The sequence below is a fragment of the Streptomyces sp. R-74717 genome (assembly GCF_047305335.1).
GTDB classification, from domain to species: Bacteria; Actinomycetota; Actinomycetes; order Streptomycetales; family Streptomycetaceae; genus Streptomyces; species Streptomyces atratus.
On record NZ_CP102361.1, the window covers coordinates 8969749 to 8991510 of the forward strand.

Annotated in this window: 17 protein-coding genes, 1 tRNA gene and 5 pseudogenes; 14 read left to right on the forward strand and 9 right to left on the reverse strand. The window is 67.1% G+C overall.

Annotated features, from left to right (window positions below; all coding sequences use genetic code 11):
* The first annotated feature begins 62 nt into the window (after positions 1-62).
* Positions 63-550: pseudogene (locus NRF20_RS40595) on the forward strand (hypothetical protein).
* On the opposite strand, the pseudogene NRF20_RS40600 reads toward NRF20_RS40595, so the two are convergent.
* The 5 genes and pseudogenes from NRF20_RS40600 to NRF20_RS40620 form a co-directional block, all read right to left on the reverse strand.
* Positions 543-1199: pseudogene (locus tag NRF20_RS40600) on the reverse strand (transposase); the annotation flags it as partial. The pseudogenes NRF20_RS40595 and NRF20_RS40600 sit on opposite strands and share 8 nt — an antisense overlap.
* Before the next feature lie 13 nt (positions 1200-1212).
* Entirely contained in the window at positions 1213-1512 is a 300-nt protein-coding gene (locus NRF20_RS40605) for a transposase (RefSeq protein ID WP_413754182.1), read from the reverse strand.
* The gene (locus tag NRF20_RS40610) at positions 1454-2206 is read right to left on the reverse strand and encodes an IS630 family transposase (protein WP_413754667.1); all 753 of its coding nucleotides are present in this window, start codon (positions 2204-2206) and stop codon (positions 1454-1456) included. The genes NRF20_RS40605 and NRF20_RS40610 overlap by 59 nt, the downstream gene beginning before the upstream one ends.
* 126 nt (positions 2207-2332) lie before the next feature.
* Positions 2333-2878 (reverse strand): annotated as a pseudogene (locus NRF20_RS40615) (IS110 family transposase); the annotation flags it as partial.
* Positions 2879-3568: 690 nt separating this feature from the next.
* Positions 3569-4138 carry a type 1 glutamine amidotransferase domain-containing protein gene (locus NRF20_RS40620; protein WP_398635227.1) on the reverse strand — a complete coding sequence of 190 codons (570 nt, stop codon included), beginning with the start codon at positions 4136-4138 and terminating at the stop codon, positions 3569-3571.
* Positions 4139-4952: 814 nt separating this feature from the next.
* On the opposite strand from NRF20_RS40620, the gene NRF20_RS40625 reads away from it, so the two are divergent.
* From NRF20_RS40625 to NRF20_RS40680, 12 genes and pseudogenes are all read left to right on the forward strand, one after another.
* On the forward strand, positions 4953-5126 hold the full coding sequence (locus NRF20_RS40625; protein WP_114243069.1) for a CsbD family protein: 174 nt from the start codon (positions 4953-4955) through the stop codon (positions 5124-5126).
* Between the two features lie 1036 nt (positions 5127-6162).
* Positions 6163-6528, forward strand: a pseudogene (locus NRF20_RS40630) (transporter); the annotation flags it as partial.
* 725 nt (positions 6529-7253) lie between these two features.
* Positions 7254-7327 (forward strand) — tRNA-Met (locus NRF20_RS40635).
* Between the two features lie 288 nt (positions 7328-7615).
* Positions 7616-7954, forward strand: coding sequence for an inner-membrane translocator (locus tag NRF20_RS40640; protein WP_398635226.1), 339 nt, complete (start codon positions 7616-7618; stop codon positions 7952-7954).
* A 356-nt stretch (positions 7955-8310) separates the two neighbouring features.
* Positions 8311-9135: an IS5 family transposase gene (locus NRF20_RS40645; RefSeq protein ID WP_413754668.1), complete on the forward strand. Its 825-nt coding sequence runs from the start codon at positions 8311-8313 to the stop codon at positions 9133-9135.
* 62 nt (positions 9136-9197) lie between these two features.
* Entirely contained in the window at positions 9198-10049 is an 852-nt protein-coding gene (locus tag NRF20_RS40650; RefSeq protein WP_398635225.1) for an RCC1 domain-containing protein, read from the forward strand.
* Positions 10050-10371: 322 nt separating this feature from the next.
* Complete coding sequence (locus NRF20_RS40655) at positions 10372-11289, forward strand: DUF4232 domain-containing protein (protein ID WP_413754183.1); 918 nt, start codon at positions 10372-10374, stop codon at positions 11287-11289.
* 407 nt (positions 11290-11696) lie between these two features.
* A complete protein-coding gene (locus tag NRF20_RS40660) occupies positions 11697-13445 on the forward strand; it encodes an AIPR family protein (RefSeq protein ID WP_413754184.1) in 1749 nt (582 codons plus the stop codon).
* A gap of 230 nt (positions 13446-13675) precedes the next feature.
* Positions 13676-14029, forward strand: a pseudogene (locus tag NRF20_RS40665) (DUF317 domain-containing protein); the annotation flags it as partial.
* 70 nt (positions 14030-14099) lie between these two features.
* On the forward strand, positions 14100-14390 hold the full coding sequence (locus NRF20_RS40670) for a hypothetical protein (protein ID WP_266355553.1): 291 nt from the start codon (positions 14100-14102) through the stop codon (positions 14388-14390).
* A 15-nt stretch (positions 14391-14405) separates the two neighbouring features.
* Positions 14406-15227 (forward strand): DUF317 domain-containing protein, encoded by an 822-nt coding sequence (locus NRF20_RS40675; RefSeq protein ID WP_413754185.1) that lies wholly within the window; start codon positions 14406-14408, stop codon positions 15225-15227.
* 216 nt (positions 15228-15443) lie between these two features.
* Complete coding sequence (locus NRF20_RS40680) at positions 15444-15860, forward strand: GFA family protein (RefSeq protein WP_398629493.1); 417 nt, start codon at positions 15444-15446, stop codon at positions 15858-15860.
* A gap of 79 nt (positions 15861-15939) precedes the next feature.
* Here the strand turns inward: NRF20_RS40680 and NRF20_RS40685 are convergent, their stop codons facing one another.
* From NRF20_RS40685 to NRF20_RS40695, 3 genes are all read right to left on the reverse strand, one after another.
* Positions 15940-16809, reverse strand: a complete 870-nt coding sequence (locus NRF20_RS40685; RefSeq protein ID WP_413754186.1) for a class I SAM-dependent methyltransferase — start codon at positions 16807-16809, stop codon at positions 15940-15942.
* A 114-nt stretch (positions 16810-16923) separates the two neighbouring features.
* Positions 16924-17619, reverse strand: coding sequence for a hypothetical protein (locus tag NRF20_RS40690; RefSeq protein WP_398629491.1), 696 nt, complete (start codon positions 17617-17619; stop codon positions 16924-16926).
* 77 nt (positions 17620-17696) lie between these two features.
* On the reverse strand, positions 17697-18140 hold the full coding sequence (locus NRF20_RS40695) for a hypothetical protein (RefSeq protein ID WP_398629490.1): 444 nt from the start codon (positions 18138-18140) through the stop codon (positions 17697-17699).
* 196 nt (positions 18141-18336) lie between these two features.
* Here NRF20_RS40695 and NRF20_RS40700 point away from each other — a divergent pair, with 196 nt between their 5' ends.
* A complete protein-coding gene (locus NRF20_RS40700; protein WP_398629489.1) occupies positions 18337-19362 on the forward strand; it encodes a DUF6615 family protein in 1026 nt (341 codons plus the stop codon).
* Between the two features lie 45 nt (positions 19363-19407).
* Here NRF20_RS40700 and NRF20_RS40705 read toward each other — a convergent pair whose 3' ends face one another.
* On the reverse strand, positions 19408-21144 hold the full coding sequence (locus NRF20_RS40705; protein ID WP_413754187.1) for a relaxase/mobilization nuclease domain-containing protein: 1737 nt from the start codon (positions 21142-21144) through the stop codon (positions 19408-19410).
* Positions 21145-21762 lie beyond the last annotated feature (618 nt).

The following is a 21762-nucleotide window of genomic DNA, read 5'->3' on the forward strand; positions in this document are numbered from 1 at the left end:
CCTATGAGTTTGGTCAAGGAAATCGGTCTGCGTTGTGAGGGTGTGGCGGGCAGGATGGCGGGGTGGCTGATCTGCTGTGGGATGACGTCAAGAGCTTCTTCGACCCTGACCTGATGGGGTCGTTGCCGGACGTGGTTGTTCCCGAGACCTCGTGGAGGACTGGCAGGCGGTCCTCGATCTCGCCGGGGTGAGCGACTGGATGTGCCAGTACTCCGAAGGCGAGACGGTGCTTCCGGTGCCTCGCGCGGAAACAGTGCTGTCTCGCCCGGCTGACGCGGAGTGCGCGGAACTGCGGGTCTGGCCGACGGCCGATGTATTGGCGATCTTCCGTTTCTATTCGGTGGAGGAGATCGACTTCGATGTTGATCTGCGGGAACTCCAGGGCCAGGAGCGACTCGACGTGCTCTGCGGCTTCCTCACCGTGATCGGGCGGCGGTTGGGCAAGCCGGTGGTGATGTATTGCGAGGGCGGCGCTCCCAGCCATCCGGTACTCGGGTTCGATGTTGAGAGCGATCAAGTGGATCTGTTGGCGAAACCGCTGGTCAGATGACGGCTGCGGTTGGCCGGGGTTCGTAGAAGGTGCCGTCGCGGAGCATCGCGAAGAGGACGTCGGCTCTGCGGCGGGCGAGGCAGAGCAGGGCTTGGGTGTGGTGCTTTCCCTGGGCGATCTTCTTGTCGTAGTAGGCCCGCGATGCGGGGTCGCCCAGAGCGGCGAACGCGGAGAGGAAGAAGGCCCGTTTGAGCTGCTTGTTTCCCCTCCTGGAGGGTTGTTCGCCGCGGATCGAGGACCCTGAGTTGCGGGTCGCTGGGGCGAGTCCGGCGTAGGCGGCGAGGTGGCCGGCGGTTGGGAAGGTGCTGCCGTCGCCGACTTCGATCAGGATCCGTGCTCCGGTCCTGACGCCGATGCCCGGCATCGACCTCAGGACCTTGGAAAGAGGGTGAGCCTCCAGGAGTTCCTCGATCCGCCCGGCCAGCAGCCTGCGCTGGTCAAGGACCGCAGTTAGGGATCCGGCCAGGCTTGGGACGATCAGTGCGGCCGCCTGGGTCCCGGGGACGGTGACGGTCTGCTCGTCCAGGGCGGTGAAGATGTCTTCGACCAGCCGCTCGGTCATCCGCGGGGCCTTCGGCCTCAGCAGTGTGACCAGGCGGCGGCGTCCGGCTTTGCGGATCTGGGCCGGGGATCCGAACCGTTCCAACAGGGCTAGTGGCTTGTCACGCAGCCTTCGCCGGGTATTCGGTCCAGGATCTGATCGGTGAGTCGGGTGCGAAGGCCGTCTTCGGCTCGGCGTTGGCGTTGTGCCAGCGGACGTAGGAGGCGATGGCGGCGTTCTGCTCGTCGTGGCTGCGGTGGTCGGTGCCGTTGAGTGCGAAGTAGCGCAGGGCCGCAAACTCGGACTCGATCCAGTTCAGCCAGGACCCGTAGGTCGGCAGGAAGACCAGCTCGACGTCGTTGTCAGCGGCCCAGGTCCGCACCTTGGCGTGCTTGTGCGGGGAGAAGTTGTCCAGCACCACGTACAGCTTCTCCCCGGGCCAGCGGGCTCGCAGGGCCTTGAGGAGGCCGAGGAACTCGCGCCAGCATCACGCCGCCGTAGCGGTTGTAGGTGGCTCGCAGCCTGCGCGGACGCCTCACCGGGCCCCACGCCTTGCCCTTGCGGGGCATCAGGTTCAGCGGTCCGAACTCGTCGACGCATATCACCCGTCCGTCGGCAGGCGGGGTGTCGTACAGCTCCAGGATGCGGTGCATCTTGGCGATGAACTCCGGGTCGGTGGACGCCTTCCACGTGGTGGTGGTCTTCCAGGAAATCTTGCCGGCGCGAAGGATCCGGCGCAGGGTCTCCCTGCTGATGGCCGCTGTCACCTTCTGCTTGATGAGGTGGTCGGCGAGCTTGCTCAGGCTCCAGGTGGAGAACGCGGTGATCTTCCAGTCGGCGGGGGACGTCCGGGCGATCAGGCAGATGTGCTCGCGCACCTTGTCACTGATCGTCCTTGGGCGTCCCCCGCTCCATTTTGGGTCCAGCGCATCCAGCCCCTGCTCGTTGGAGGCGTGGATGACGTCACGTACGTAGTCCTCGCTGACCTGCATCAGCACGGTGATGTCCTTGACCGTCTGGCCCTGGGCGGACATCAGCACCACGATCGCCCGGCGGAGTTTCACCGGGTCCTTCGCGGTCCGGCTGATCCGCTGCAGCTTCCGGCCCTCCTCCATGCTCACCGGCCGGACGAACACACTCGGTCGACGTCCCACAACCACCTCCAAGATCAGTCTTGGAGACAGTCTGCTGGGTCACGAGCAACAGGTCGATTACCCGCCGAAGGCTGCGTGACAAGCCACTAGCACGGCGGGGTGTTGCAACCGCGGCCCCAGGACTCGTTCCAGCGACGGATGGATTTGGGTCAGCAGGCCATGCAGCCGGTTGGCGACTCGGGTGGCCTCGCCGGCCAGGTCGTCATCGAAGCCCACGATCATTTCCAGCTCGGCGATCGTCTCGTCCTCGCCGTCGATCGCCCGCAGCGTGTGAGGCATCGCGCGGGCCGCGTCCGCGATGATGAACGCGTCCCTCGCGTCCGTCTTCGCCTCACCCGGATAGAGGTCGGCGATCCGGCGCATCGTCAGCCCGGGCAGGTAGGCGACCGGACAGCCCATGTCCTTCGCAACCGCCAGCGGCAGGGCCCCGATCGAGGCGGGCTGGTCGACCACGACCAGCACCGTTCCGTGCTTGACCTGGAGCTTCGCGAACAGCTCGCGGAGCTTGGGTTCGGTGTTGGGCAGGCGTTTGTCGAAGGCTTTCTTCCCGGCCGGGGTGACGGCGGTGGCGTGATGTTCGCCCTTGCCGACGTCCAGGCCGAGGAAGACGTCGATGTCGCTGGTGTCGATCACGTGCAGGCCCCTCCGGTCACGCTTTTCGTCCGGCCTGCCAGGGCACCGAGCTGCCACACCCACGTTACGGAGAGCTCTTCCGGCTCGGGTGAAGCCGGTACTCAAGCCCCTCATCAGCGGTCCGTCGATGCCTTCGGGCCCGGTGACACCACCCCCCGGATCATCAACAACAAGGGGGGGAAGTCATGCCGGACCCGAAGGCCGGAGGCCCCATTGCGGAGCCACGAAAACGGTAACGGGGGGGGGGTGGCACTCTTCCCCGGTGCTCCGGTCCGCTTCCCGACACACATAGGGTCTCGCCGCTCGTGTCCTACGGCGACGCTGTGACTTGTGGCTTCTCGCGGTGTCTCACGCCGTGTCCAGCCGGTCAGTCTCACGATCGTGTCCGAATCCTTAGGGACAGCCGCGAGGGACAAGCGGCTGACCTGCGGAGTCTCACGAGAGGACACCGGCATGGGAGCGGGGGCGGCTACATCGAGGCGTGGAGGGCAGGTGCGGCAGGCAGGAGGAGGCTGACCGCGATCTCCCGCGGTGCGGAGATCGCCATACGGGCACTTCGACCCGATCTGGAGCTGTTGCAGGTGTGCCTGACGAGACCCGTATGGTGGCCTGTGATCCGTTTGCACGCCGGCATGGATGAGCCCTCCCGTGAGCTGGAGGCGCGCAGCGGGGACCGGCCTACCGGTCCGCTCAGTGGGTATCTACGGCGAGCGCCGCGTCGATCTCTCGCAGGAAGGGCTCCAGATCGTCTGGGTTGCGCGAGGTGATGAGCGTCCAGCCGTGGGAGTCGTCCTTGATGACCGGCTCGTCGTCCCATTCACCACCGGCATTGGCGATGTCTGTCCTCAGCGAGCGGTAGGACGTGAGTCTCTTGCCTTCGATGACACCCGCTTCGACCAAGGTCCAGGGTCCGTGGCAGATGGCCGCTACGGGGCGACCGGACGACGTGAAGGAACGGACGATCCCTGTCGCCGATTCCTGCCGACGAAGAGTATCGGCGTTCAACGTGCCACCTGGCACGAGCAGTAGGTCGTAATCGGCCGGGTCGACGTCGCTCAGAGTGAGTTCGGGTCGGATGGTCTTGCCGGGAGCCCTGTCGCCGACCAGGGTCTGAATATCGTCCGCCGACACGGCAGCGACGTCCACGTCGGCGCCCCAGCCCCGCAGGTGTTCGAGGGGCACCAGAAGTTCGTCCTGCTCAACGCCGTAGTTCGTGACGATTGTCAGGACCCTCCTCATGCTCACGTCGTTGTCAGACATTCCCAGGTCCTTTCGGGATGGAACGGTCCGCCGGGAGCGCTGTTGCCGCGCGGATGCCGCGAATCCTTGCGCCCTATTGCGGCCCTGCCAGGCCTCCCGGCCCGCGGGGACCGACCGGAAACAGCGCCGGGCCGGAGCTTAACCACCGCAGTGATGATCAAGGGGCTGCGTGGAGACTCGGCGCCGAAGACCGTGCCGCGGAGGCCGCACGACAAAGCTGTTGCGGTGATCGCCCTCCACCACCCGGCCGATGGTTCCGCCGCCATGCCGGGAGGCCACCCCTGCCGTGCCAGCATTCGGTACGGGAAGTAGAGACTCCAGCGCGAACTCGTCCGCCGTCTCGTAGCGGACCTCCCAGCAGCCGGGCCTGGCGCAGCCCACTCGAGTACCTCGCCGTAGAAGATTCCATCGGATGTCTTGACCAGCATGCGCGTCCGGCGCGCCAGCGGCGAGCGTACAGCGAGAAGCCGAAGCAGGAAGCCGCTGTGCTGTTCCTCAGCACACGCGCTGAGCAGGCAGATGAGGCTGCTGTTCCCGGCGTTCATCCATGTTCATCCAGGAGAGGACCCGAGACCCGTCGTCGGTAGGCCGAATTCCGGCGCCCCACGACCCGCAGCTGTCGTCCGGACCAGGTCCGAGCGAACCCGACTCCCAGCCAGATGCGGAGCTGCCCCCTGGGGCCAGGTCCTGGGTTCCACGAACTGCCCGACCGGCTAGAGCGCCGCCCTACGGCGACACCTCACCGATTGCGGCCTCAGATTGACCGGCGCAAGGTGGAGACGTCAACCCCCTCACAGTGAAGGACGGAAGTGTCATGGGTAAGGGAAAGGCGAAAGCCAAGCAGGTCAAGGGCAAGCTGAAGGAAACCGCTGGCGGTGCCTTGGGCGACGAGCGCATGCAGGCAGAGGGCCGCGGCGAGCAAATGACGGGAAAGGCCCAGGAGACCGCAGCAAAGGCGGCTGAGCGGCTGAAGAAGTCCGGACAGTAGGGCCTTGATCGCAGAGGGGGCCGCGAACGGTGCTGGCCGCGCCGTCGGCTACCGGGCTGGCTGCGATGTCTTGCCGGACGGCCCCCCGGGCCCGGGCCGCCGGTACTTTGGCGGCCGTGCACTCTGGGTCGGCGGCAGGGCCATGTACGTCGCGTGGCCGACTGTCCGGGATGTGGTGGCCGGGAGGCCGTACGACGACCGCACCGGAGTGCCCACCGGTGACCGTCGGGTCGTGATCCGCGCAGCCTTGGTCCGACTTCCTCGACTGCGCCAACGGGATTCGCTCGGTCTGCGTCCAAGCAGCCCTGCAGGACATGCGTGTCCGCCTGTCTGATAGATGGACTGCCCTCGGCACAAGAATTGCGCGAACGTGCGGCCCGGTTGACTGCCTGACAAGCCGGCGTATCCCTGTCGCGCGTGAGCCAGATGGAGTGTCTCACCAGGTGTAGACGCACTCGGGCTTTCAGAGGCTGTGGCATCTCCTGATCGGGTTGCTCTCTGTAAGGCCTCGCGATTTCCTACGAGGAGCCCACGCCCCTGGCGTCGACGCACTCACCCACGGCAGACACGAAAGAGCCCCAAAGGACTCGGACGTTCTTGGCGATCACGTCAACGCGCGACATCCCTGAAACACCAGCTCAGTACACGCCCACTTGGTGACGCCGATCTATAGGAGCCGTCGGGCATTTCGGCATGCGCTCTGCTGGCAACTTCACTCCGACGGTTGTGGTGACCTGCAGGGACGGGGTGAGCAGCACTGCACGCTCTCTTGACTGTGCTGGCCTCACCGGAATGAGAGCCTGCGTCTGCGCACCCGGCTCCGGAGGCCGCTGTACTCCCAGACGTTTCCGCAGGTCAGCGGCTTACGTGACGAACCGCCAGGCACGCGGTCTCACGCATGTCCCACCAAGTTGAATAGTTCCCTTTGTCTGGTTTGGTCGAATGGCGTCGTCCCGCGTCCCACGAGTACGGCCGAGGAAATATTCCCATCACTCCCGACGTTGCGCTGCCGCGACGGCAAGATCGCGGAGGGGTGGTGTCGAGACTGAAACTGTTCAACACGACAAAGGGCGGCATGACTGAGGTCACGCCGCGTCTGGCCGAGGTCGAGGCGCATGTGCAGGGCCTCATCGAGGCGCACATGGAGACCCTGCTCGGGGTGCGGTTCCTGGCGAGCGAGTACAGCACAGGACCAGTGCACGGCGGACGTATCGACTCGCTGGGCATCGACGAGAACGGGGCGCCCGTGATCATCGAGTACAAGCGAGGCATCGACGCAGGAGTTATCCACCAGGGCCTCTACTACCTGTCTTGGTTGATGGACCACAAGGACGCCTTCGGGCGCCTGGTCCGCGACCGACTCGGAGCCGCGGTCGCCTCCCGGATCCTCTGGCGCGCACCGAACACGAAGGGCGCCCCTGGATCCGCGGGTACACCCTCGGCCACCACCGCCAGGCCCACTGGTGTGCCGAGATCTACGCCGACGTCGTTTTGGACGATCGCCGTTGGAATCTTGATGGGGAGCTTGGCCTCGCCGACGCGCACCGGATCGTGATTGGTGCTCCGCTGTAGGTACGGGCGCTGCAGCCCGACACCCTCGTCCGATACCAGGGGGGGGAGCCACCGGTCGGCTCCGTCACCTCCTCGGCCGCCGTGCGTCCATCGTGGCGCAGAGCCCACCAGCCCCGGCAGTTACCCGTAGCCTCCACCGAGTTCGAGCGCCGGAATGAGGACGGTCGAGGCGTCGCCGGCCGCCAAGCTGACCCGGCTCGGGCACGTTGAGCTGCGCCGCTTCAACACGCCAGTGTCGGCCGCCGATGCGCAGGACCAAGCCGGGCATCGGAGGGTGCGCCAGGTAGACCGTGCCCCCCGTGTGGACCGGCACGCCGTCGGCAGTGCGGAGCACCAGCCGGTAATACGGCGACCAGCGCCACACTCAGTAGCCAACGGGAGCGCCCGCACCAACTGGTTGGTGGTCTTGCTGAAGGTCCCACTGCCGCGTCTCCCGGCCTGGGGCGAGACTCGGATGGTGGCCGGCCGACAGCGGCCACAGATGCGCTGGCACTGCCTCCAAGCGAATGCCGATTCGGCCGAGCCGGGTCAGTGCCGTACAGTTCACCGTACCGACGCGGGGTGGAGCAGCTCGGTAGCTCGCTGGGCTCATAACCCAGAGGTCGCAGGTTCAAATCCTGTCCCCGCTACTCAAACGTGAAGGCCCGGTGGATACCGGGCCTTCACTGCGTCTGGCCCCGCTCGAACCAAGCGGCAGAAGTTTGAAAGCCACACCCGACGCCCCTGGGTGGGCCAACCATACGAAGGGCTCGCCCGATCTCGCAGGCAACGCAAGGAAGTTGAGTGACGCCCGTACCGTGTGGCTGCTCACGCCGGGTCGCCCGGGGCCGGGCGGCCTCGTGAAGAGCGGAGTACGCCTGGATTGCGAGTCGGCCAAGACGCGTGTGGAGGGCTGGACTCTGTATGACCATACGGACATGCCCGAACTTGCCGACAAGCAGCCTTCCTACGCGAAGGATGCCCTCACTGCAGGCTGTCTCCTGCTGCTCACGCTGGTGGCGGACGTGGCGGCCGGATTGCTGGCCGTCATCGTGCTCGCGGTACGGGGGCTGGGCCGGATAGACGCCGGTTCCGGGCAGACAGCGGCCGGCTCACGGCCCGGCGACTGGACGCCAGTGCTGTGCTTCGGCGTTCTGGCCTTGGCGGTCGGCGTGACGGGCGTCATGCTGTTGCGGCTCGGGCATCGAGCTATCGGGGCGGTTCAGTTGGTGATCTGCGTCGTCCTGGCAGGCCAATCGCTGGGGGTCTGGCCCTGACCCAGGAGCGGTCAAAGGCGTAATCCTTCAGGCCAGGCCCGTCGCGGCCGACTCAACGGGCCCAGTGCCCCTCAGTTACCCCCTGATCCCTGCGAGTCCTCCTCTGACCAGCGCACTCAAAGTTCGGTGACACGTACTTGCAGCCTTCAATATTCGATGGCACGCATTCAAGATCCGATGGCACAGGACACAGTTGTCCTTTGACAGCGAACCCAGCCGCTATTGTCCCGTCTTCTGCGATCTGGCTCCGATCTCAGTTGATCTGGTTTAAGGACTGGAATCAGAATGAGGTTTCTGGGGCTCGGGAATGACGGTGTGTCAGTTCGCGTTGATGCGGCCCGGAGGGGGTGGTTGCGATCGAGACTCGTGGTGGGCGCAAGCCGTGGGCGGTTGACGATGGGCTGTGGGAGCGTATCGAGCCGCTGTTGCCGGTGATTGAGCGGCGCTTCCGGTACCCGGGGCGTCGTCGGCTCGATGACCGGCGGGTTCTGTGCGGCATCCTGTTCGTGCTCTACACCGGCATCCCCTGGCGCTACCTCCCGCAGGAACTCGGCTTCGGCTCCGGGATGACCTGCTGGAGGCGACTGCGGGAGTGGAACGAGGCCGGGGTCTGGCAGCGCCTGCACGAGATGCTGCTGGCCGAACTGCGGGCGGCCGGCATACTGGATCTGTCCCGGGCGTCGGTCGACTCGAGCCATCTGCGGGCGATGAAAGGTGGTGCGGCCACCGGCCCGTCCCCGGTGGACCGGGGCAAGACCGGCAGCAAGCACCACGTGATCGTCGAGGCCCACGGCATCCCGCTGGCCGTCACGCTGACCGGCGGCAACCGCAACGACGTGACCCAGTTGATCCCATTGATCCGAGCGGTCCCGCCGATCCGAGGCAAACGCGGCCAACCGCTGCGCCGTCCGAAGCACCTCTACGCCGACCGCGGCTACGACCACGAGAGCTACCGAGACCAGGTCCGACGGTTTGAAATCACCCCGCACATCGCCCGACGCGGCACCGAACACGGCTCCGGACTCGGTGTACACCGCTGGGTCGTGGAAGGCGCCATCGCACTACTGCACTGGTTCCGCCGCCTACGCATCCGCTGGGAGATCCGCGACGACATCCACCAGGCCTTCATCACGCTCGGTTGTGCCGTCATCTGCTGGCGACGACTGAGGACCCCGCTCTGATTCCAGTCCAAAGTAAGGTGGAATCCCATGTCGCGAACTCGCGCCAAGCACAAGGAGGCGGAATGCTCGCTAACCCGTCGGCGCTGGCGGCCGGAAGGCGTCATTCGGTCGGACGGCGCTGGGATGGAACCGTTCTCGCCGTGGGCAATACCGCAGCCGCTGAATGTCGTGTCGAGCGATGGGAAGACGTCGTCGCCGTGGCAGCTGGCAACGTCCATACCGCGACGAACACGGGCAGGTCTCATACGGTGGGACTCCGGTCGGACGGCACGGTGCTGGCAACGGGGTGGAATGGCGATGGGCAATGTGATGTCGCCGGATGGCGAGGCGTCACGGCCGTGGCCGCAGGCTGGCGCCGCACGCTCGGGCTACTCGCGAATGGCCGCGTGCTAGCAGTTGGCCGGAGTTCAGAAGGACAGTGCGACGTGCAGTCCTGGCGCGAGATGGTCGTCCTCTCGTGTGGTGACTGGCACTCGGTCGGCGTCCGGTCGGACGGTTCTGCACTGGCCGCGGGGAACAACCGACGACGGCAGTGTGCCGTTGAAGGGTGGCGTGACCTAGCAGCCATTTCGGCCGGGTATCTCCATACCGTCGGCCTCAGAGCCGACGGGCGGGCAGTAGCGACCGGAGACCGGGCAACCGGGGCGTGCGAGGTCGATGAGTGGGAAGACGTGGTGGCGCTCGGCGCGGGCAGCTACCACACCGTCGGGGTCACTGCGTCCGGACGGGTCCTCGCAGCGGGAGACAACAGCTACGGACAGTGCGAAGTCGGCGATTGGCGCGACATTGTCGCCGTGGCGGCCGGTTCAACGCACACCCTTGGCCTGCGTGCCAACGGCACAGTCGTGACCGCAGGGAACAATGCCGACAGACGGTGCGAAGTCGATGCCTGGTCCGGAGTCCAGCTTCCATAGGCCTCCGGGCCGCGCCAACGCGAACTGACATGCCGTCATTCACCAGCCCCAGAGACCTCATTCTGATTCCAGTCCTAATTCGCTCTTCGTCTCAGGCGGTCTGGTCCGTCGATGCCGCTGTCGGTGCGGGATGGCGGGCTTCGCCCAGGCCAAACACGGCCGGAACAGGCAACCGTAGTAAGCACAGTGCCCCTGATCTTGCCCGGAGCCGCGTATCCGCAGGTCGCAGCAGCCCACTCGGCAGGCCGCCCGTGACACGCCTGTGACCGGAACTGTGTCCTACACCACAGCTCGGCGCTCGCGCCCCTGCTGGGGTGACCTGATGTGCAAAGTCACTTCTCTTCTTCCGGCCCTCGCCGCACTCCTGCTGCTCACGGCGTGCGGATCCGAACAGGCGGGCACCCCCGGCGCAGCCACCCCCGCGTCCGGGACCGCCGTCACCACCCAACCCGTGGACGGCGTCCGGATCACTTCGGTGACCATTCCCTCCGCCACGCCCACCCCCAACTCCGACGGGTTCTCCGTCCACGCCGACCCCCTCCCCACCGGTGACTCCGGGATCTCGGCCGCCTACGAAGTCACCAACAACGGCACCGAGGCGCTGACGTACACGATCCTGTTCGACTTCACCACGGACACCGGCGAGGTCATGGGCAACAGCCACGAGACCGTGCGCTCGGTCGGCCCCGGTGCGACCGAGCGCGGCACGGTCCGGCTGGGCGTGCTGGCCCCCGGAGCGTCCCGGGTGACCCGCGTCAAGGTCTCCCGGGTGACCAAGGTGCCCGCCGCCGAGGCGCCGCCCGCGTCCGGCGAGTGTCCGCCCTCCGGCATCCGCCTCACCACCGATGACGGCGACGCCGCGATGGGGCTGCGCGTGGTGGGCTTGCACCTGGAGAACTGCGGGAAGCGCGACTACTCACTTGACGGCTACCCGCTCCTGGAACTGCTGGACAAGGATCTGTCACCCGTCCAAGGCGTCCGGATCGTACATGGAAGCGGCGGCATCAGCACCGGTACCGGATTTGACGAGCCGGCCCGCCCGCTGGTCCTGAAGTCGGGCGAGAGCGCCCTTTCGGGCCTCATGTGGCGCAACACCACCGAGTCCGGCGCCGCCGTCAACGTCCCGTACGTCAGGGTGCGGGCCGAGCAGGGCGCCGATCCGGTGACCGTGACGCCCCACCTCGATCTCGGCACCACCGGCAAGCTGGCCGTCCGTGCCTGGACGCGCCCGCCGAAGTAGGACCCCCGCACGGTCTCAGCGCCTCCGCTGCGGCCATCAGAGGGGGGGGTGGTGGGAGCGGCGCCTGATCGTGGACGGGGGCCAAGGGGCAGGGGGCGGCGCCAAGGGCCCTACTGAGCTGCACCGACCAGATTGGTCGAAACGCCTGAACCGAACCACATCAACTGAGACGAGCAGCACGAGCAACGCGCATCTGACCAGATCAGCCGAGAATCCGGCTCCCGCCCCGTCTCAACCGATCTGGTCGCCGCTGGTCGGGCCACATGTCGTAAACCAGATCCGTTGAGACGGGACAGCTATGTCATCGAATCGAGTCGACTCGGAAGCGCCATCGGCAATCTGGGGCATCCACTACGGGCAACCGGAAGCGCCAGCTGGTGATACAAGTAAGCAGGTAGCCTGATGCCGTGACAGATGGCCTCGAAGTAGCACTCCAGAAGCGCGCTGATCTCGATCAGTACGGCTCCAACAAGCGGCTGCTGTTTGCGCTGCAACTCATGGTCGACGTCGAGGACATCAGCACGGTCGCCGCCACGTCGCTGACAGACCATCCCAACGACAAGTCGTGCGATCTGCTCTACATCGATCGCGGCGCAGGCCGTGTTGTCCTCGCCCAGGGGTACGAGTCCGAGAACACCGCGAAGCACCAGGCGCCCGCGAGGAAGGCCGCCACCCTCCATCAGGCGGTCAACTGGCTGTTCAACAAGAGCGAGCCCGGCGGGGTGCCAGATGCCCTGCGGGTCGCCTGGCGCGAGCTTCACGATGCGCTGACAGACGACGCCATCGGAGATGTCGCGATCTGGTACGTCCACAACCTCCCGGAATCGCAGCAGGTCACCGGAGAGCTCCAAGCGGCTCGCGACGCCGCGTACGCACAGTTGAACTACGGCTACCCGGACAGCGAGATCGAGGTCTCCTGGGAAGAACTGGGCCGCGCGAGGCTGTCCGAGCGCTACGAAAACTCGCAGACCCCGATCCTCGTGACGGATACGTTCACGATCGAGGTCCCGGGGGCATTCGCGGAACGCGGCGACAAGTGGACAGCCTTGTGTACGAGTGTGCCCGTGAGCTGGCTGCATCAACAGTTCGCGCAGCACGGTGCTGGACTGTTCTCCCCAAACGTCCGCGACTACCTGGGAAGCCGGCGGTCCCAGAGCAACATCAACAACGGCATCCAGGAAACGGTACTCAACGAGCCGACGAACCTGTGGGCGTACAACAACGGCATCACCGCTCTGGTACACGACTTCAGCTTCACCGACGGAACCGTTGAGATCACGGGGCTGGGCATCGTCAACGGCGCCCAGACGACCGGAGCGATCGGCTCGGTCCCGGTGGGGGAGAACGGCCGGAAGAGTCACGTCCTCACCCGGTTCATCCGCTGCAACGACCCCGAGACCGTCAGGAGCATCGTCCGCTTCAACAACCGGCAGAACCCCACGCAAGCATCGGACTTCCGCAGCAACGACAGCGTGCAGAGGCGGCTTGTCCGCGAGTTCCAGGAGTTGGGGGTCGTCGGCTACAGCGGCGGCCGACGCGGCGGCGCCGAGGATGTCATCCGGCGCCCGGGAGAAAACCATCTCTCCGCCGAGGTCGCGGCGCAGGCCCTCGCTGCCTTCCATGGGGAATCCGGCGTGGCATACCACGAGAAGAGCAAGATCTGGGAACAGGACGCCATCTACAGCCGAGTCTTCCCCGAACGCGTCAGCGCCGTGCACATCGTGTTCGTCGCGAGTCTGCTGCGCGCCATCGAGCTGGAGAAGGCGAGACTCGGTCGCATCGCGGCAGAAGCGCGGACCGAGGACGAGACCGAGCTGTTCGAGTGGTTCGGGCTCCGAGGGTCGATCATGCTCGCCGCGGAGGCCATTGGAACCGCAAGGGAGACCCTCATCGGAGAGGCCGTCAGCGACGCGTACGTCTTGCGGTTCAAGAAGAACCTCACCGTGTCCGCAGCAGCCATGGTCTGGGAACCCATCGTAGAGTCGCTGCTTGCCTTCGCTCCGGGCCAACTGCGGGACCCGCTGGTGACATCGACTCTACGCAACCGACAGGCGGTCGATACGGCGCTGCGCAACTTCCGTTCGCAGGTGGTGGCGGCGCGCAAGCACAACCGAACGACCTACGAGGTCTTCGTGGACCAGGTGGTGTCGCGGTAGAGGAAGCGGCGCCTACCAGCACCCCCAGCGCGTTCACCTCACAGGACCAGGTTCGCTGGCACGCAAGCCAAGGGCGGACGGGTTCGCTGTCAAACGCCCGATTGGATGGCAGCGGACAACAGTTCGCCGGGGGCAGACAGGAAAGATCCTCGAAAGACTGGCCATCGCGGGCAGGGGCATGTCAACGTAGACGACCTTGCAAGAAACACCAGGTCAGAGAGGTGATGCCCGTGACTGTGGCTCCTGTGAGCCGCCCTGGATTCTTCACCACGATCGAGGCTCTGCGGCTGCGTGAGTGGTTGCTCGGCCCGGGCCAGTCCAGCAATGTGATCGACCTGTTCGACGCCGACGATTTCCACTTCGTCGTGGACGACCGCGGGGACGTACACATCGCGAGTAAGGACGGTCGTTTCTACCTCGGCTGGTACCCCAACGGCCGTCCCGGCTCGGAAGGCGAGGGATGGAAGCTCGCCGTCACCGGCACCGCGAACATCCGCGGCTACGAGGCGTCCTTCGACCGTGAGACACCGGCCGACATAGTCGCCGCCGCCATAGCCCGCGTGCTGGAGACCTCCCGCCCCGTTGAGACCCCGACAACCCGGCCGGCCGCTTCTCAGCCGTCCCACCCGCATTCGCCGTACAAGGAGGCTGCCCGTGATGGACGCGGAAATGACCGTCGGTGACCTGACCGATCTCTTGTCCGCCTGCAACCGCGATCTGCCGGTGCGCTTCGCGATGAACCCGTTCTTCCCGATGGCGCACCGCCTCGCGCAGGTCGTCCAAGCTGTGGACGAGACCGGTCGGCCCGTCGTCTACCTCGCTGAAGGGCGGGACGCGGACACGCAACTCGGTCATCTGCCGCCCGAGGTCGCCGTCGAGCTGGCCTGGCACTCTCCGGTCCAGGCGCCCCCGCGCCGCCCCCGTCGTACCGCCGGCGGCAAGTAGAGCCGCACCTAGCCTTTGGAGGCGCCCCTGTACCCCGAGTTCCCGCCCGACCCGTCCACCCCGCAGGGTGCCCAGTCCGCGTACTGGGTCGGCCCCCGGCACCTGGCCGGTGATGACGGACGTCTCTACGACGCCGTCGCCGACACGCTCGCCGGCCTTGGCTGGACGAACCTGACGATCGTCCGCGGACGGCACGAGCCGGACGAGGCACCGGAGGACCGCCAGGCCCTGCGCAGCACCGTCCTGCACATCAGCCCCGATACTCTTCGCTGGGCCCAATGGATTCTGGCGGACGAGCCGTTCCACCTGGGGGAGTTGCCGATCGCCTGGCAGGTCTCCGCTCGCGCGGACACGAGCAGCCCGCTCGCGCAGTGGTCCGCCTACTTCACCCCCGACGTTCCGGGGGAGGTCCTCGTTGACTTCCTCGTCGCGCTTGACGCCCGCGATCAGCCCGGTGTCCCGCTGGGCGGCCCAGAGCTGGTCCTCGATACGGTTACCGCGCACGGCTGGTTCCGCGACATCGACCAGCCCCATGCGGGAGCGACGGACCCGACCTTCACCTCGCACGTCAGCCTCGGCGAGGTGCCACCCCTCGTCCAGGACGCCGACCCGCGCGCCCTGACGGCCAAGGCCGATGAGGTGGGGCCGGCCGGGTGGCAGGCGTGGGCCGAGCCGGCGCTGGGCGCACCATGCTTGTGGGCCGCGTCCTTCGGCGCCAGCGTGCCGCACGACCTCGTCGCGTGCTTCGCCAACGCGCTCAGCTCCACCGCACCGGTCCTGCGCCGAGTGCTGCCCGAAAGCACGCAGGAGCTGCTCCTGCGCGCCCCGGCCGGCTGAGGGACGAGGCCGGCCGCGCCGCCCGCCCGACACACGTGAAGCTCGGCCATCCCGCTTCGGGGTGGCCGAGCTTCATGCGTTTCTGGGCTGCTGTTCACCGCGACGGGTGAACGTGCCTCTCCACACGGGGCGCGGAATCCCGAACACCAGCGCGGGCCGCTCCGAGGGCAGCACACTGGCACCGCAACCGCACGTCGCGTCGAAGGAGATGCCGGAGTGACCGAATCGACCATCGCACCCGACTTGCGGACGGGCCGCTGCCAGTGCGGCGATATCGCGTACGAGGTGACAGGCGTTCCAGACGATCCGCACCTCTGTTCCTGTGAACACTGCACTCTGTTGTCCGGCTCACCGGCGATGTCGTGGGCCGGGTTCCGCCGGGAGACGCTGATCTGGACCGGCCGCGGCGGGGAGCCGACGTGGTACTCGACCTGGCCGGCCCTGCGCCGAGGCTTTTGCCCACGCTGCGGCACCCAACTCGTCTCCGTAGCCGACGGCTCGGACATGGTCATGGTGACGACGTTCAGCCTCACCGAGCAGAGCGGCGGCTTGGAGCCCGTGGGGCACAGCTTCCGTCAGCGTGCCGTGCCGTGGATGACCGTCGCCCTTGCTCCCGACCAGCTCCACTCGTAGCAGCACCGGACTGGGTGCCGTGGAGCATCGCAAGGACTAGGCACTGTCCGATGGGTCGCCTGATGGGCTAACGGGTGACTCATCGGGCTCTATGCGGGGTGGGGGCGGCTGGAGGCGCATCTACTGAAGAACGTGGGGGCGTTCGCGACACCCGCAGCTCCGTGAGATATCGCTTGGTGACCCAGCCCTCGTATCGCCTGTCGATCAGCCCGACGATGCAACCCAGCAGCCCTTCCCTAGCTTCCGGCGGCAGCGCCCGGTGGCTGGAGTAGGTCCGCAGCACCTCCATATACTCCGCCGTGGTGTACGTCAGGTTCCATTCGTAACGCCGGAAGACAACAGGGCCGAACCGGCCGCTGCGTGCGACCTCGTCCGCGTGATCCGAGGTGTCGACGTCCTCTGCGGCAGGAGGCCGCAGCCCCGGAGGGGTGGTCGGATCGAAACGCTCGTAGCAGTCCTGGACTTCGACGAAGAACTCCTCGCTGCCGCCCGCCACATGCTGCGTGGCAACCACGGAGAGGGCGCCACCGGGCCGCAGCGCGTCGGCGGCTTTGACCATCCGCACCGCCGGATCGATCCAGTGGAACGCCGTCGCCGCGACGACCGCATCGAATGGCTCCTCCGGCAGCGGCCAAGTCTCGAAGTCGGCCGTCACGACCTCCACCGACCCGAATCCGGCCAGGTTGCGCCGGGCGACAGCGGCCATGTCCGTGCCCAGCTCGACGGCGGTGATCCGGCAACCGCGCTCGGCGAGCGGCAAGGTCGCCTTGCCGGTACCTGCCCCCACCTCAAGGACACGGCAGCCGGGGCCGGTACCGGCCACCTCGGCGAGGTCATCGAACAGCTCCGGCGGATACCCGGGCCTGGCCCGGTCGTACAGCTCGGCGTCCTCGTCGAAGGTCCGGCTCAGGTGGATACGGCGCGTTTCGTCAGGCGTGTCGTCGCGCATGGCAGCACATTAGAGCCTCCCCTATCGCGCTGACGACTGACCTATTGGGCACGCCCCCGCCGGCGCTCCTGACCGTGATGGCCGGGAGCGCCGGTGTCGTCATGTGGCTGGCTGTCAGCGGACTGCTGTGGCCTTGGCGAGGGCCTTGTCGAGGTACCGGTCCACCAGGGCCGGCGAGCCGGAGAGGATCAGCAGTACGCTGCCGTTCCGGACCGCGGTCTGCTTCACCACGGTGCCGCGCCCGCCTGCGGAGAAGGTCAGCAGCTGGCTCCACCGCTCGTCACCGAGCTGGGGCGCGGTCATCTTCTGCGTGGTCATGTCTATCGCCGTGCCGCCGACGAGGACCTGGTACTCCGGGCAGCCGGTCATGGCGTCGAAGATTCGGCCGGTTCCGCCGGACAGCTCATCGGCGGTGTCGCTGTACAGCTCCTCGGAGACCTCCGAGTCGCTGCCGCCGCTGTAGGTGAAGGTGGCCTTCGCCTGGCGGGAGAAGTCGAGCGAGCCTCCAGTGGCCGCGTCGCCGCCGAGGTCGTTGAGGGCGGGGCAGCCGAGGACGGTGACGTCGTCGTGCCGGGCGGGGCGCTCGGGCTTGCGTGTGTAGCCGCTACCGAGGTCGCTCACGTCGAGCAGGCGCTCCTCCAGCGCGGCCGAGGACAGCGGAGCACCGTTCTGGTCGGCGGTGGCCGGCTTCCCGCTGCGCGTGGAGGACGTGGAGGCGGGCTTCGCCTCGGTGGTGTCGGTGGAGCAGGCGGGCAGGGTGAGGACGGTGACGGCGGTGAGACCGAGGGCGGTAGCGACGCGAACGCGCATGGTGGAACTGACCCCTTGGTGCTAGGCGACGGGTGGTCAGTACGGGCCCGTGGGCCCTGAGGTTGTGGGAGTGGGGGTCAGTGGCCGAGGTGGCGCAGGCAGTCTTCGAACGTCGCGTGGGTCGCGTCCGCGGGGCCGGTGTGCCGGTTGTACCAGGCGGTGTCGAGGCGTGTCTCCTGCTGCTGGTGGCCGACCCGGCAGCGCAGCCAGATCTGGTCGCGGGTGGAGAGGACGAGCCAGTCCCGGTACGCGCCGCACTCGGCACAGGCGACCATCTCGCCGTCGAGGACGAGCGGCTGCTTCCAGGCCGTCATCCGGCCATCGAGCTGGTCGTGGCTGGGTACGCGCAGCTCCGGCGGAAGGAAGTCGTCCACCGCGGTGGCCGGCTCGGCACGCTCCAGTTCGGCCCGCACCCGCTCGACCTCCGGAGGTACCTGGCCCTCCAGCTGCGCCGACAGCTCGAAGAACCGGCGCTGCTCCTCGCTGGGCTCCGCAGCCCTGCGGCGTATGCGGTGAAACACCCTGACGTCTCCTTCGTCTCGTCCTGCACGCGTCATGATCGTCTCCCACGCCGCGGGCAGCTTCAATTCACAAAGTCCACAGTCACGCTCCACGAGGATGGAAGGTGGTTTCTCGCACCCCGCACTGAGCCTTCACGACCCGCTCCTCGGCCGCTTAGTACGCCCCATGTCGGTGGCCTTTGGTTAGCTGATGCCCATGATCGGACGCGCATTTCCCCTGCCGAGCACCGACCCCCAGGTGGATCACCCGCCCTCGCTGTGCGAGGTGCTGCTGTGGATAGCCGGCGACACGTTCCACTGGCTGCACAACGGCCATCACCGCTACCCTCCTGCACCCGGTGAGGAGAGCTTCACCGACATGAACATCCGACACCTGCGTCAGTTCGCCGGAGACCGGGTCAAGGTGTTCCAGTTCACCAAGGACCAGGAGAGCCAGAACGGCGCCGACTGGGAGATGTGGATCCACAACCGCACTCACGGAGTCGGTCTGCGGATCCAGGCCAAGAAGGCGTCGAAGCGGAAGCAGTACCCCTTCGACCACACGGTCGGGAAACAGAACGCGTACCAGTGCGACCTGCTCGTCCAGCACGCACGGGCCGTCAGGTGTGTGCCCGTCTACTTGCTGTACAACCACTTGGATTGGAAAGGCCGGGACGAGGAGGAAGCGGCTCGGGCAGGACTTCTGTGCGGTCACGTCGCCGCTGACGGGTCACACCACGGATGCACGCTGCTGTCGGCGTATCGCGTGCAGAGCGAGGTCAGCGGGAAGGCAGGCGGGCACAATGTGCGTCACGCAGTTCTGCGGGCGGAATCGCTGCCTTGGAACAGGGTGCTGTGCGACCGCCGCAGTTCCGCCAACGCGTCGTCCTCCCGTTCCAGCAGCAAGATCCTTAGCGAAGTATTCGCCGCCGTCAAAGGGCTGACGCTCGTGGGAATGGGCCTGTCACCGACGTGCTCGTCGGTACCAACTCCCAGCGACGGCACCCAGGGGGATGCTGCGTATGCCCATACCCCGGACGGCGATGGTGACGATGACACTCCCGCCGTCCTGCGTGGAGGCCCTCTCCTCCTGCCGCCCCATGTGGTCCGGCTCCTCGAAGCCCATGAGGCGGAACCGCCGGCCCCGCCAGTGCCCACTGTGGCGACCGTGCTGGTGGACGTAAGCGACGACCGAGCGCAGACGCCTCCCAACTGGTTCGAGGGGTGTGTCCGCTACCGGTAGCTGTGCGCGCCGTATCCCTCTCGCTGGCCAGTTTGGAGAGCGCGCTCATCGTCTGTTGCCTGCCGCCTCTTCGCCGCGGGACCGGTTAGGTGACGTGGGACGGGGCGCCACAGGGCGCTTGGCGGATGGGTGCTTCACCGTGCCGTGCTCGGGCGCTCCAGAAGTGTCAGCAGGCAGATCGGCTAGACGCCGCAGCCGCCACACCAGCACGTCGCTCATCGAGTCCGCCGTGTCGAGTTCGCGGCGCTCGACCGCGTCGGACAGGAGAGTGGCCGGGTCGTGGCCGACGGCTTCGGCGTCCGCGATGGTCACAGCCAGTGCGTACCAGCCGGGCTCGGCAAGGATCTGCTCGGCCAGCCCGGGCAGCGCCTCGTGCAGCAGCACGGTCTGCCGCTGGAGCAGGGGCCGGTTCAGGCGCCGGCCGCGCTGGTAGAGGACCCCGAGGGGCTGGGCAGCGGCGGCCTGGTAGGCGGAACGCAGGTGCTCGGCTGCTTGGCGGGCGGCGGCGGCCTGCTGCGCGTGCCCCTTCTTCGCGTGCCAGTGCACGGTGGCGGTGATCAGGAAGAACAACATGTCGATCGCCATCGCGGTCGTCGCGCCGTCTTCGCCCCGGCCAAGGGCGGGCCCGCCGTGTACGAGGTCGCGGGCGGCCTGTCGCAGGACACGGTCGTGCCCGCGCTCAGCGCGGACGTGGGAGCGGGAGGCCCGCTCGAACGCGAAGGCCGCGTCCCGCAGTTCGCGCCGGGTGTGGGCGGCGGATGTCTTTGCGAGCGCGTCCAGGACCTCTCCGGCCGCCGCGATGTGGGCGGCGGCGACCGCGTCGTCGCCGTGCTCGACGATCGTGATCGCGATCCAGGCGGCCGACGCGGTCCGACGGCGTGCCGCAGACGGATTGTTCGGTGTCGCGCGGCCGAAAGTACCTGTCGACGGGGCCTGGTCGGAAGGATCGGCGGACCAGCGCTCCCGGATCCGGGGCAGGGACAGGTCCGGGGCGAGGCGCGCGCCGGGGTAGAACACGGGCTCGCCGTCCTTGTTGCGGTCGTCCGGCAGGGCCACCTTGTAGCCGAGCAGGTCGCCGGACGGGGCGGCACGTTTGCGGATCAGGAGGCCGGCGGCGGCCAGCCGACCGAAGAACTCCTCCTCGCTCCTGGCGCCGGTCACCGCCCGACGTACGGTCTCGCGCAGTTCCTCGCGCGCGGTGCGCTCGCGGCCCTGGCGCTGGGCCTTGTGGCGCTCCGCGCTGGTCGGGCGTTGGGCAGCTGTGCCGTCGCCAGTATTGAGCTGCTTGAGTCCGTACTCGGCTTCGATCAGGCGGGCTTCCGTCTGGGAGCGCTTTGCATCGTTGTTCAGCCGAGGTTTGCGGCCGTCCTCGCGGACGAGCGTGGCGATGATGTGGATGTGGTCGTCGGCGTGGCGTACGGCAGCCCAGCGGCATCCCGAGTCATCGTTGGCCGGCGCGATGCCGGTGGCGGCGACCATGCGCCGGGCGATCTCGCCCCATTGCTCGTCGGAAAGGACCGGATCGTCTGGCGCGGCACGAACCGATAGATGCCATACGTGCTTGGCCGGGCGACGGGATTCCGCCACCCCCTGGACGGGCTGGTCCAGGAGCTGCTGGAGCTGTCCATGCGTGGCCTGCGGATCGCGGCCGGGATCAGGAGCGAAGCTGTCCCAGGCTGCCACGAGATGCGGGTCGACGTGCTCTTCATGGGTGCCCGGACCGTACAGGTACTTGAGCAGGCCGATCGTGCGCGCGCCGCGTTTGTGGACGCGGGGGATCATCCGGCTCGTGTTTCGGTGTCGAGGTGAGCGGCGGGAGGAACACGGAGAGGAGGGCAGTCACGAGCGTGACCGCCCAGGACAGCGGCGTCAGCTGCGGAAACCGGGAGCGTCGCAGGGCGCCGAACGCCGGTGGTCTACCAGGTCGCACGTTGCTTCTCCAGTTGAGACATCGCTGTCAGACGCGGAGTCCGGACGGCCTCGCGCAGCGTGAGTCATGAGAACGGCTCGGCGCCTCGAACGTCAAGAGCGGTGCACCATAATGTTCCCGAAACATCAGCGGCTCAAGTCTCACCAGCATGACACTACTTGAGAGCAATTCACTAGCCGACGTAGTTCCGGCCGGTGAGTCCAGCGTGGTGGTCGGCCGCGATTCATCGGAGCTGTCGTGCGTGAATACTCCCTGCATATTGAGGAGTTCGAGCCAAGGTGCGTGGATTCCCCACGCCACAGAGGGGGTTCATCCGAGCTATCGGTGCTGCTGACGGCGTGCCGCCTCGACGTTGACAGGCTCCTCCGGACCCCTCACCATCGGCACGACTGTGCGTCCGTGTTCGCACATGTTTCAGATTGCGCGATTGACGGTCGGTCCTCCCTACTCTCTCGGAGTCGACATGACAT

Bases quoted from the DNA above. Each gene is read 5' to 3' on its own strand.
- NRF20_RS40625 (WP_114243069.1), top strand. From the start codon at position 4,953: ATGGGTAAGGGAAAGGCGAAAGCCAAGCAGGTCAAGGGCAAGCTGAAG.
- NRF20_RS40620 (WP_398635227.1), bottom strand. From the start codon at position 4,138: ATGTCTGACAACGACGTGAGCATGAGGAGGGTCCTGACAATCGTCACG.
- NRF20_RS40690 (WP_398629491.1), bottom strand. From the start codon at position 17,619: ATGCGCGTTCGCGTCGCTACCGCCCTCGGTCTCACCGCCGTCACCGTC.
- NRF20_RS40650 (WP_398635225.1), top strand. From the start codon at position 9,198: ATGCTCGCTAACCCGTCGGCGCTGGCGGCCGGAAGGCGTCATTCGGTC.
- NRF20_RS40640 (WP_398635226.1), top strand. From the start codon at position 7,616: ATGCCCGAACTTGCCGACAAGCAGCCTTCCTACGCGAAGGATGCCCTC.
- NRF20_RS40610 (WP_413754667.1), bottom strand. From the start codon at position 2,206: ATGGAGGAGGGCCGGAAGCTGCAGCGGATCAGCCGGACCGCGAAGGAC.
- NRF20_RS40685 (WP_413754186.1), bottom strand. From the start codon at position 16,809: ATGCGCGACGACACGCCTGACGAAACGCGCCGTATCCACCTGAGCCGG.
- NRF20_RS40705 (WP_413754187.1), bottom strand. From the start codon at position 21,144: ATGATCCCCCGCGTCCACAAACGCGGCGCGCGCACGATCGGCCTGCTC.
- NRF20_RS40700 (WP_398629489.1), top strand. From the start codon at position 18,337: ATGATCGGACGCGCATTTCCCCTGCCGAGCACCGACCCCCAGGTGGAT.
- NRF20_RS40655 (WP_413754183.1), top strand. From the start codon at position 10,372: ATGTGCAAAGTCACTTCTCTTCTTCCGGCCCTCGCCGCACTCCTGCTG.